The sequence below is a fragment of the Flavobacterium pectinovorum genome (genome assembly GCF_006438875.1).
Lineage (GTDB): Bacteria > Bacteroidota > Bacteroidia > Flavobacteriales > Flavobacteriaceae > Flavobacterium > Flavobacterium pectinovorum_A.
The window spans coordinates 332,434-344,901 of the sequence record NZ_RCZH01000001.1; the positions used below are offsets into that span (position 1 = coordinate 332,434).

7 protein-coding genes are annotated in these 12,468 nt (G+C 37.4%); all 7 read right to left on the bottom strand.

The annotated features are described in order from the left end of the window. Window positions 1-26: 26 nt before the first annotated feature. Window positions 27-1,436, bottom strand: a complete 1,410-nt coding sequence (gene gndA / locus EAH81_RS01370; protein WP_140502919.1) for an NADP-dependent phosphogluconate dehydrogenase — start codon at window positions 1,434-1,436, stop codon at window positions 27-29. Window positions 1,437-2,156: 720 nt separating this feature from the next. Continuing rightward, window positions 2,157-3,461, bottom strand: coding sequence for an ATP-binding protein (locus EAH81_RS01375; protein ID WP_140502922.1), 1,305 nt, complete (start codon window positions 3,459-3,461; stop codon window positions 2,157-2,159). A gap of 3 nt (window positions 3,462-3,464) precedes the next feature. Continuing rightward, window positions 3,465-4,286, bottom strand: coding sequence for a peptidoglycan-binding domain-containing protein (locus EAH81_RS01380; RefSeq protein WP_140502924.1), 822 nt, complete (start codon window positions 4,284-4,286; stop codon window positions 3,465-3,467). A gap of 79 nt (window positions 4,287-4,365) precedes the next feature. Beyond that, on the bottom strand, window positions 4,366-8,259 hold the full coding sequence (locus tag EAH81_RS01385; RefSeq protein ID WP_241676488.1) for a DUF4157 domain-containing protein: 3,894 nt from the start codon (window positions 8,257-8,259) through the stop codon (window positions 4,366-4,368). A gap of 12 nt (window positions 8,260-8,271) precedes the next feature. Then, window positions 8,272-8,862: a hypothetical protein gene (locus tag EAH81_RS01390; protein WP_140502926.1), complete on the bottom strand. Its 591-nt coding sequence runs from the start codon at window positions 8,860-8,862 to the stop codon at window positions 8,272-8,274. A 12-nt stretch (window positions 8,863-8,874) separates the two neighbouring features. Next, entirely contained in the window at window positions 8,875-11,163 is a 2,289-nt protein-coding gene (locus EAH81_RS01395; RefSeq protein WP_140502928.1) for a DUF4157 domain-containing protein, read from the bottom strand. A 429-nt stretch (window positions 11,164-11,592) separates the two neighbouring features. Further along, window positions 11,593-12,468, bottom strand: a complete 876-nt coding sequence (locus tag EAH81_RS01400) for a DUF6734 family protein (RefSeq protein WP_140502930.1) — start codon at window positions 12,466-12,468, stop codon at window positions 11,593-11,595.

Here is a 12,468-nt window from a genome sequence, read left to right on the forward strand (position 1 = left end):
GTGTGTGTTGTGTTGCTTATAGTTCTTTATTCAGACCATTGTGTGTGGAAAACACCAGTCGTATCAATACGTTCGTAGGTATGTGCTCCAAAATAATCACGCTGTGCCTGAATTAAATTTGTTGGTAGATTCTCTGATCTGTAGGCATCAAAATAAGCCAGTGAATTCATAAGGCCCGCTACAGGTAATCCTTGCTGAACCGCAAATTGAATAACGGATCTTATTCCTGCTTGATTGTCTGTTAATTTTGAAGCGATTCCAGCATCTAAAAGTAAGTTTGGTAAATCATTTTTTGCTGCATATGCTTTTCTGAAATCTTCCAAAGCATTCGCACGAATAATACAACCACCACGCCATATTTTGGCAACAGTTTCCAGATTTAATCCGTAGTTATATTCTTTAGAAGCCGTATGAAGCTGCGCTAATCCTTGTGCATAAGTCACTACAATAGAAAAATACAAAGCTGATTTTAATGCCGCAATTGCTTCACTTGGATTTACATTCGTTTCGTTAGCGTTCCAAACCAGTTGTTTGGCTGCTTCAATTCTTTCCGGTTTCGTTTTAGACATATCGCGCATAAAAACTGCTGCATCTATAGTAGGAATCGGCACTTGCAAATCCATTGCGTTTTGCGAAGTCCATTTTCCTGTTCCTTTAGATCTTGCCCAATCCGAAATTTTATTGATTAATCGGCTTCCGTCTTCGTCTTTTTGTTTCAGAATGTTTCCGGTAATTTCGATCAAATACGATTTAAGATCGTCCGTTTGGTTCCATTCTTCAAAAGTTTTCTGAATCGTGTCTTCGTCTAAATTATAACCTCTTTTCATCAGGTCATAAATCTCAGAAATCAACTGCATGATTCCGTATTCTATTCCGTTATGAACCATTTTTACATAGTTTCCGGCAGATCCGTTTCCTAAATATTCAACGCAAGGTTCGCCATCTACTTTTGCTGCAATAGCCTCAAAAATTGGACGAAGTCTTTCATATGCTTTTTGATCACCGCCAGGCATCATTGCAGGACCAAATCTGGCGCCTTTTTCTCCACCTGAAATTCCCATTCCAAAGAAATGAATTCCCTTAGCAGATAATTCCAAAAATCTTCTGTCAGTATCGGTAAAATAAGTATTACCGCCATCAATGATAATATCTCCTTGATCTAAATGCGGAAGTAAACTTGCTATTGCGCTGTCAACTGGTTTTCCCGCAGGAACCAGTAACATAATAGCCCTTGGTTTTTGTATCAGCTCAACAAAATGCTTCACATCCGTCGTCGCCTCAATTGTATGGTCAGCATCTGCTTCTTGCTGAAGAGAATTAACTTTTTCAGTATCTAAATCTAAACCTGCTGCTGCAAATTTATGGCTCGCAATATTCAAAAGTAAATTGCGGCCCATTACACCTAGTCCTACAATTCCAAAATCAAATTTGTTCATAGTTTTCAATTAACTAAAATTATTATAAAATGCTTTTCCGAAAAAAGTAAGAGAAAAAACGGTAATGCTTTTTCATTCAGTTCTTTGCAGAAAAATAAAGTTTGTTTTAATCTTATATTTTAAGATTTACTGTGCTAAGTTAGAGAAAAATGATGAAACATTAAGGGATTAATAGTCCACTTTAAGGCTTTGTTATGAACTTTTTGTGTGGAAAAAATAAATTTAGAGATCTATATAAATGATGTATAATTACAAGGGATTAAAATCCCTTGCTACAAAATAAATCATTTCTGCTGAATTTTATGTAGAGTTCCGGAGGAACAAATTATATTGTAGAGATGTCCCGAAGCTTCGGGATCAATCCATCATACGCAATCAAAATCCAACCTTGTGATCCTTCCTTGCGTCAGAATTGACAAAATAACGAGCTTTTAAAATTATTGCTCTAAATAATCAAAAACCATAGACTATTGTTTATATACTATTATCTATAATCTATAACAACAGCGACAAAGACAACATTGGGGTTACGTTACGTTTCAAGGGATTAAAATCCCTTGCTACAAAATAAATCATTCCTGCGGAATTTTATATAGAGTTCCGGAGGAACGGATTATATTGTAGAGATGTCCCGAAGCTTCGGGATCAATCCATCAGACGCAATCAAAACCCAACCTTGTCATCCTGACAGAGGAAAGATGACAAGATTGATGTTTTTTGTTACATCATTTTCCCTTCTTTCGCATATTCTTTTTTAATTCCCTGAAGTAAATGATTGAGATTGATATTTTCATTTTCGTCTTCCAAAGTTCTCAAACACGCATATTGAATAATGTTGACAATATTGGCGCCGGTAATATCGTATTTTTTCGAAAGTTCATTAAGATTTACATCTTCGGCAATTCTAATTCCTTTTGGCAGATTATTTTGCCAAAGCTGTAAACGTTCACCATGAGAAGGAACTTCAAACTCAATTATAGATTGAAATCTTCGGGTGAAAGCCGTATCAATATTCGTTTTGAAATTAGAAGCCAGAATAACCAATCCCGGATGATTTTCGATACGCTGCAATAAATACGAAACTTCCTGATTGGCGTATTTATCATGTGCATCTCGTACATTGGTTCTTTTCCCGAAAACCGCATCGGCTTCATCAAAAAACAGAATCCATTCTTTATCCGCCGCTTTGTCAAAAAGAGAAGAAAGATTTTTTTCGGTTTCACCAATATATTTCGAAATCACCATAGACAAATCAATTCGGTACACATCTCTTTTAGTGTATTTTCCCAAAAGAGAAGCCGTAAGCGTTTTTCCCGTTCCCGGAGCGCCATAAAACATGACTCTGAAACCGGGTTTTATTTTCGATTTCATATCCCATTCGTGAAGTAAAATCTCATTGAATTTAAGCCAGGTTTCTATTTCTTTAATTTGATTTAAAGTATTGGAATTTAGCACCAAATCATCCCAATCTAATCCGGTTTCGATTAATTGTGCAGGGAAAATGCTGCTAAGCTGCGGTTTCAGAATTTTTCCGGTAATGAATTTTTCGATGTATTCGTCTTCCAAAATCAATAAACCACTTAGTTTAGGTTCACCATTTGGAACAGATTCGATTTTGATAATTCCTTTCTGATACAAAAAAGAATAATTATGCAGGTAATTGTAGAACGAAATTCGGTTTTCGAGATCGTTTCCAGCAATTAAGAATTGTGCTGTTTCACCAGTTGGCAAAATTCCGCGATGGTTTTTTGTTTTTATTCCGCCAAACTCCGGTAATTCGCCGCCATTCGGCAAATATTCCGCAATAATCGAACTCAGAAAATCAGGCCTTACGTGCGGAACAAGAGCTAATCCTAATAAAAGTGTATCTATTTCCGTCAGCTTATTTTCGATAATGAATTCGTTTATAAATCCATCGGAATCCAGTTGATCTAAAACGGGTTTCTCGGTTGGATTTTCGGCTTGAAAAAGAGAATCAAGCTGAAATACGAATTGGTCTTTTAGATAATTAAATACGTTTTTCATTTTTTATACGACTAATGATTCGATGGAGAAAAAGTCTATTTTTGATTGTTTAAAGTTTCTGATTCTGTTCATGACCGCGTTTCCGTTATGAGAACCATCAGAATTTGTGTTTCCTTCGATCGTTTCAATAATATCACCATGAATCGCAGTTACAATTCCCGTATGAATCCAATCGTTTGGTGTTTTTTGAAGCAGAAATATATCTGCCGGTTTTATCAAAGCCGGATTCGTTCTTGCTGCCTGAAAACGGGTCAATATTTTTTTCTGAATTCCGGTCACACCAACAGTATCGCAACTGTAAGTTAACGGCATCAGGGTTTTGAAGTTTTTTCCCTGAATCGAAGCCGCCTGATCAATAATTGCCTCAACAAATCCCATGCACCAAAACCAGTCAGTTCCTTCATTTCCATCCATATAACTGCGAACCCACGGACCTGTATTACTTTGATTGTGGATTACCAGTTCAAAAGGATGATTTTTAAGATGGTTTTTGGCTGTATTTAATATTAAATCTCTCAAATTTCCGCCAGATACAGAATCTTCAAAAGCTTTTTTGAGAGGCGACGCGAGTATATCAAATACTTTTTGATCTACAGTTCCATTTTGTGGTAAATTGTTGAATTTTTGAAAATTAAGAACTGCTTTTTCCGTTGCTGGTCCAAAATCGCCATCAATACCCGTTGCGGTTCCTGAGCTTGAATTTTGCATCGCAAATAAATTAAGCCACGACTGAATTTTTTCAATGTCTTTCTTGTTATTATTTGCTCCATTTCTTTGTTGTGTTGCTTTGATAGCCAACTCTTTTTGGTAGAATGTTTTTTGCATGACTAAGATTTTAAGTTTATTAAAATTTCATTGTTTCTTGTTTTTTTACAATTTTTTAAGTCAAAGAGAATCTTCGTTATTATCTTCTTCGTCCTCCTCGGCCATTTCCATCATCGTCTTCGTCAGATCTTTCTCTTCGATTTCTTTTATCAGCGTCTATTGATCTGCTTTCTGCCCTTTGTGATTTTTCATTTTCTCCTCTTCTTGTATGAGTTTGAGCGTCAAGTACCGCAACTTCTCCCTTATATTCATAATGAAATTCGTGTCCGGCTACAGAACATGGAATTCTTACAATCCTTACTCTTGTAATTCTGTTTCCTCCAGCCATAACATTGTGGTATGAGGTAGACATTTCGTATTCCAGGTTCCAACCTCCCTCTTGTGTTACTCTGGTTGCACCTGGGTTGTCATTTTTTACACGTGTATATAAATCTTCCAAAGTGGTATATTGGTTAGGTTCTAATGTACACGCTTGGGCATCTGCTTTTAGTGGACCTCCCGGTTCTTCTGCTTTTTGAATAATATTATAATTCCATTTAGTTCCACCATCAACTACCTGAATTGAATTTACTGTTGTATTGTTTCGTGTAGCGACAGTTTGCGCGACAGTTTGTGCGTCTTCTCTTTTAATGCCGCCATTTGTTAAATGAGTTTGTTCTTCCTGATGAATGTTTTGTCTCACAGCCGTCAGATTGTCTGCAGCGCCGTTGCCCATCAATCTGTCCAACATATCCATTCCAGTGTCTACCGCTTTATTTACCAGCCAAGTCAGTGCCTCATCAACCATAAGGCGGACAGAAACAATCATTTCTCCAATTCGTGCGCCAATTCCGGAAAGACCAACCTGATTGGCAAGGAAACCAATTACAATTGGCATCGCTTGTCCCATTGTATTTTCGAGATAATTGGCTGCTGTAGCTACATTTCCTTTTGCGATATCGGCAACACCGTTGACAAAGGAGTTGACTACTTCGAGCATTTCGCGTAAGTATTTTATAAAACTCTGAATAGCGCTGTACAAAGCAATTGCGCCATTGATTACCGCCATAATTCCCGTTGGGTCCAGCATACTTAAGAGTCTGGCGGTTATGCGGTTGACGATGCGCTCCATGATAAAGTTTTTCACCGCATCAAGAACCGTATTCCATAAATTACTGAGTTGTTCCTGAATTTTATCCCAAATAGCAGCCATTCCGCGTTCCTGAACATCTTTTATGAATGTCCAAATACCTTCAAGCGTATTAATCATACTGCGTATTTTAGCGACTCTTGCCGGACCAATTCTAGGATGTGCCGCTAGTTTCTCCCAAATTTTTTCCATTGATATTCCAAGGACTTCAAGTACCCAGGCAATTACGCCTCGCAAAGAGAAATCAGTCAAAACAGGAATATTGGCGTCTTTCAATTCGCTCATTAACCAGCCGGTAACGCCGTTGATTAAATGCGTAACAATATTGTCAAAGAATTGAACAAATCCTTGTTTAATGGCGCGTAATATATTTTTAAGGAAACCAATAGGATCTTTTTTAATGTCGTCAATTGCCTGCATCGCACGAGTTATGATGTTCCCGATCAAGTCGAATGGGAAATTCATAATCTCGAGAATAGCTATAATAACAATCCTTACAATTTCTGCTACGAAAGCAATTAACCGTCCGATTGGTTCTCCAAATTTTTCGATAATTCGGATAAAAGCATCAAGAGGATGAATTAGATCATCGATCGTAAACGAATCCCAGATATCAGTAAAGAGCTGAATAATAGCCGCCGGAGTCATATTTAAAGTTGCAACTGCAGCTTCAATTTCGCCAACGATTCGGGCAATTGCACCCGTTTCAACCATTTGAGCATATTGTTCTTCGCCGCCGTCCATCAGACTCATAAAACCTCTAATAAGATTTGGAACAGATCTTGGAACATTTTCATTCGTAAAAGGATCGCGTCCTATAATTACTTTTATTAAGGAATAACCTCGAACTGTTGCGGCTTGCGAAGACAGATATCCTAATAAGGATTCTTTGACAAGTTCCAGAACTTTGAGTGCCACGCCTGAAGCAAAATCCCAAACGCGTTGCAGGAATCCGCCAGCCTGAGCAGCAAGTGCCGAAAGATTATCAGCAATATTCATTAAATTTGAAGGCTGAATTGCATCCCACGCCGAAGTAATAAGTCCTCGAAGTTCGCCTAATAACGAAGTAAAAGTTCCGACTTGCGTGTCAAGCCAATCGGCAGTTTTTTGCAGCGTGCCTTTTTCACGCATTTGCTCAAGCTCGGTTTCTTTTCCTATCAGAATAAGGAAATCTGCCAGTATTTCAACCGTCGTTGCGTTAACTGCTTCATCGCGTAACGGATCGTATTTGATTATTTTTTTGATTAACGCCCAAGCTTTATTTTCTGCCAATATTGGTTCGGCAACACCAATCAGTGCTTCTTTTATCCAGGTAATTACCTGATCTACAGTTGCAGTTACAAAAGAAGTTATTCTGTTAACTAATTCTTCAAATTTTTCAGTAACTAAATCAATGATGTCGGTGTAAGGAAAAGATACTTTGTCCCAAACGTCTTCCACCATATCCATAATACTATCGATCGTTAATCCCAGTTCTCCCAGTTTTCCTTCGACCCAATCAAAAACCTGTTGTAATATTCCGTATTCCTGAAGTTTATCGAATATGGCTGTACCAAAAGGAATCAATCCCATTAATCCTTCTACAAGATTAATTGGAGTTCGTTCTACATCAACTTCACGCAATGGATCGTAACCAATAATAACGGTAAAAAGGGTATAACCCGGAATATGTCGTGCTTGATTAATAATCCAATCCGGAACTAAATCGAGAAATGAACCCTGAATCATCTCGGGAGCAGGGGATATGTTATTTTCAGGTTTTTTTCTAATGGATGCTCCCTGCTGAACCGTATGTGTTAATTCGTGGGCGAGTAAATGCTTGCCTGATTGTGAATTTGGATTGTATTTTCCTTCGTTAAAATAAATGTTATTTCCGGTTGCAAAAGCCTGCGCGCCCAATTGCTTGTTCATTTGAACAGCAGTTGAATTATTGTGAATGCGCACATTGCTGAAATCGGCTCCAAAACCAGATTCCATTTCGGTTTTTACTTTTCCGGATAGGGGAGAACCGCCGCCTTTACTACTATTTAAATTGCTTTCAAGATTAGAAGTGTCAGACGGATTTGCATCTGCACTCGCGCTCATCTGAAGTTCGTTTTCGTCTTCTTTGGTCTGAATTTCCTCTTCTTCTTTGGCTTGAATTTCTTTTTCCGCTTTTGGCTGAATTACCGGTTTTATAGTTGCAGTAATTTTATTGCTTTCCGATTTAGATTCTGCAACTATTGGAGTTATAGGCTCGACTACAGGTTTCTTTTGAACTTCAGTCTTTTTTTCGTCTTTGGGTTTTTCGTCTTTTTTCGGAAGCTCTTCTTCCGGTTTAGTTTGAAGTAGCGGTTTTTGTAAAACTGCTTTTGCAGCAGGAGTTTCTGCTTTTTTTATTTCTTTTTTAGGTGGAATCGGCGTTTCTTTTTTCTGAACTTTATCTTCAGTTTTATTCTGAATTACTGTTTTTGGTTTAGAAAAATCTTTGCTGATTTCGCGCTTTTCAGTTTTTTTGGAATCGAGTTTATTTTGGATTGAATCCTCTTTTAACTGCACAACCGGAGTGATGGTTTCGGCAACTGTTTTTTGCTGAATTTCCTTGTTTTGCTCTTCTTGTTTTTGAACATCTTCTGCCAGTTTCTTTTGGACTACAGGCGAAGGCGAAAAGAACGGATCTGTGTTTGGATTTTGTTTTTTGGCAACAACCTGATCTGCTGATCTGTCGGCTTCAACTTCAAATTTATCGTTAGATTTTCCGATATTTAATTTTGCCTGAACGCCAAAAAAAGATTCCTGCCCCTTGTCCTGATGAGACGAGGAGTGCGAAGAACTTGCTTTTGTTTTTGGTGAAAAGGCTGGCATTCTTTATCAATATTAAATTGGAATTATATCTGTTTTTGGAATTTCATCAACTCCCATTCTTTTAAATTCTAAAAAAGTTTCTATGTCCTGATTGCTTTCAGAATAAAAAACGATCCACAATCCATCTTTAAAAACCGTCGTATTATTCAAAGACAATACATACGGAATCATACTATTTGTTTGAACTAAAACAGATTCTGTTTTTTTAGAATCAAGCTTTAGTTTTATGTTTGCAATCGATTTGTTACTTTCCTGGTGTATCTTATTTTTAAAGGCTACTAAATCTTCTTTATCATGAAAAACAAGTATCAGAATATCTTCTTTTAAAACATTGTCATTCGTAGGATTGATGTATACTTTTTTTAAACTCGGAAAAACCGATAATACGCCATCCACTCTTAAACATTTTGATACAGATGAATCTGCTTTTACAGACAAAATATTTGATGTGTTCTGATAAATTGTATCACATCCTGAAAAACAGCAACACGTGAAACAGAAAGCGGTTATGAATTCCAAAGTTTTAAATTTCAATTGATTGGCCCGTTTTAAAATTGGAATTTGGGATTTATTCTTATTGGGATTTAGAATTGATACTTTCATCTTTTCTAATTTTTAAAATTTACCGGCTCTCATTTCATTTACAAAAGGCTGCAGAGCGCCTGCAGAAGCATGTCCGCCTCCGCCATTTAGAGCTCTGTAATAATCCTCGCATATTGAGGCTTGCTGTTCTCTGTTGAATTCATTAAAATGCTGATGTTTAAATGTTCCATCCGTATTGACATATCCATAACCTTCGCCAAAAGCTTGTGCATGAATTGCTTGCGCCATATATACAGATCCTGCGTGCTCATATTGCGCTACATGCGATAATTCGTGAACCATTGTGGCGGTATCTTCTCCCGGTGCAGCATGAATTATATGTGCCGTTGTTACTGCTCTGTAACCTCCTCCGGAAAAATATCCTCCGATAAAAGCAACCAGAGATCCTTCGTCTACATATACCTGATCATACGGAATCATTCCCGCGGGATGTACTTGTAGAGAGGCGCTTATTTCTACATCTGTTAATTTTCTCATTCTAAAAATCAGCCCCCATAAAAGTTGTAATATTTCGAAGATTCCAAGTAAATCTATAATGTATAATAACATTTTTCCTGCCCAGGTAAGTCCGCCCAAAACACCATCCCAGATCCAGGAAGCAAAACCTTTAATTCCTTGCCAAGCCCAGATTGCTGCACCCACGACACCATCCCATCCCCATTTTGCAAATCCGGAAATACCTTTCCAGACCCAACCCAAAGTTCCTGTTAAGGCATTCCAGAGTTTAGACAAGCTTGGAGCATTGACAAAATCTACTGCCCAGTCATATCCGGCAACTACACCCTCTAATAACCAATTTGCTGCTCCTGTTATACCACTTCCTAACCAGCCAAAAACACCTTTGACGCCTTGCCATAAATGTCCCGCTGCGCCACTTAATCCGTCCCAAGCCCAGCCTAAGGCACCTACTATTCCGTCCCAACCATGAACAATTATTCTCCATAATCTGGATGGAATATTAGAAATGAATGACCAGACATTGTTGCCTAATAAACATAGTTTGTCCCACAAATAAGTTCCTATAACTTTGATGATATCCCACGCTTTACTTCCAAACCATTTGATTCCGTCCCAAACATAAGATGCAGCACCGGACAACCAATCAAGCGCATCGCTGCCTAATGATTTCAGACCTTCCCATGCAGAAGAAGCGGCATCTCCAAGAAATGTAGTTGCAGTATCCCAAGCCGAACTTAAACCGCTTGCAACACTTGAGGCGGCGTCAGAAACTGCTCCTGTCGCAGCATCCCAACCTTCGCTTACTGTATCTGCAACACTTGACGCCGCATCAGAAACTGCTCCCGTTGCAGCATCCCAGCCATCGCTTACGGTATCTGTTGCGCTGTCCCAGGCATCGCCAAGCCAGCTTCGTTGTATTTGAGGCTGTTCTTTTTTTTGAATTGTAGAACTTTGTTGTACGGTATGCGTAAGTTCGTGTGCCAATAAATGCTTGCCTTGTTTGCTATTGGCATCATATTTTCCGGAATTAAAATAAATATCATTTCCGTTTGTAAAAGCCTGAGCACCTAAATCCTGACTCATTTGTGTGGCATTATTATCGGTATGGATGCGAACCTGACTGAAATCAGTTCCAAAACCAGATTCCATTTCGCTTTTTACCCCTTTTGAAAGTGGAGATCCACCGCCTTTACTGCTTTTTAAATTACTCTCTAATTTGTTGCTGCTGGTGGTAGATTCGCTATTATTTGATTTTTTCTGAACAGGTTTCTTTTTATCTTCTTCTTTATCTTTGCCTTTTTTTTGTATTTTCTTTTTGTCGTCTTCTTTTTCTTTACCCTTTTTTTGGACTTTTTTATCTTCGTCTTTATCAGACTTTTTTTGTATTTTCTTTTTGTCGTCCTCTTTTTCTTTACCCTTTTTCTGGACTTTTTTATCGTCGTCTTTATCGGCCTTTTTTTGAATTTTCTTTTTATCGTCCTCTTTTTCTTTACCCTTTTTCTGAACTTTTTTGTCCTCTTCTTTATCGGCTTTTTTCTGTATTTTCTTTTTCTCTTCTTCCTTTTCTTTGCCTTTTTTCTGAACCGGTTTTTCTTGTTCCAAATCTTGCTTTTGAACTGTTGATATAGTTTCCGAAATTGGTTTTCTCTGCACTCCGTCTTCTGCTTTGGATTGTAATAATCCACCACCTTTTTGTTTGTTTACGACTTTATCGGCAACATTATCTGCTTCAACTTCATATTTGTCTCCTACGGTACCGGTCGTTAGTTTCTTTTGGATTTTTGGTCCAAAAAAAGGAGAAGAGGAGTGATTGTCCGGCTTTTTGTTTTCTAAAGTTCTCATAACTTGATTATGTTATAAAATTTATGTTTTTTCACGCAGATTTTAAAAAGATTTAAGCAGATGCACGCAGATGATTATTCAATCTTTGTCGAGCTTCTCGCGGAGATTTCTCGTTCCTCGAAATGACAAACAGCACGTTTTTTTAATCTGCTCAATCTGCATAATCTGCGAGAAATAAAAATCTTTTTAATCCATTAATCTGTGGCAAAAACTTATGCATTTCAATTTTTCACGCAGATTTTAAAAAGATTTAAGCCGATGCACGCAGATGATTGTCTAATCTTTGTCGAGCTTCTCGCGGAGATTTCTCGTTCCTCGAAATGACAAACAGCACGTTTTTTTAATCTGCTCAATCTGCATAATCTGCGAGAGATAAAAAATCTTTTTTAATCTGCTTAAATCTTTTTTAAAATCTGCGTGAAACAAATTTTATGCTACCATAATTCTGGGATGAACCTCATCTTTCTGAATTATTTGATGTTTTTCTAATTCAATTTTTATTTGAGCGTACCAATACGGAAATATTTTAAACAGTCGATATTCAATTTCTTCTGTAATGTCTTTTTTGTACTTTCTAGTACCAAAAAGATGGCTATAACCCATTTCATTGGCATAAATGCTTTGCTCATTTATATTTCTTCCTTTAAGCAGTAAAGAAGGTTTAATGTTATTATAGTCTAATATCGAGGCGAGATTGTATTGTTCGATTACAATACAAGGCTCAAAACCTTGCTGTTTTAACGGAGTATATTCTTCACGATGTGCTATAAATATGGCTTCCATATCATAATAAGCATTCACGAAATTATTGCGAAGCGTGAGATCATTAAAACCCAATATTCCGCAACTGTAAGAGTGTCCTAAATTGGAATGCCAGTAAGGTAAATGTTTGGTATATTGGTTAAAGAAATCAATTTGTTTCTTGTAATGGATTTCATAGCCGCATTCTTTTCGTTCGAGAATAATGGTATCGAAATTAAAGTCGATTTTCCTTTTTATAAATACATCCGTATCGAGATGAACAAAGGGTTTGGTCTGTTTTTCGATCGCATGAATTTTAGATTTCATCCAGAGATCCTTATTTTTTTCATTACTCACTTTTGTAACTCGGCAAGGCAGCATATATAGAAATTTATATGCCGTTTCGTCTGCATAAAGCTCAATGTCTTTGTACCAAAGATGACTGTATAAAATGCTCAAAGCCGTCATATAGATGGTTTCTTTGAGTTTATTGCCCATTTGCCAACGGTTATTGATCAGCGGAAAAGCATCGAGACTGTATATAATTCTTGGTTCTTCTTTCAT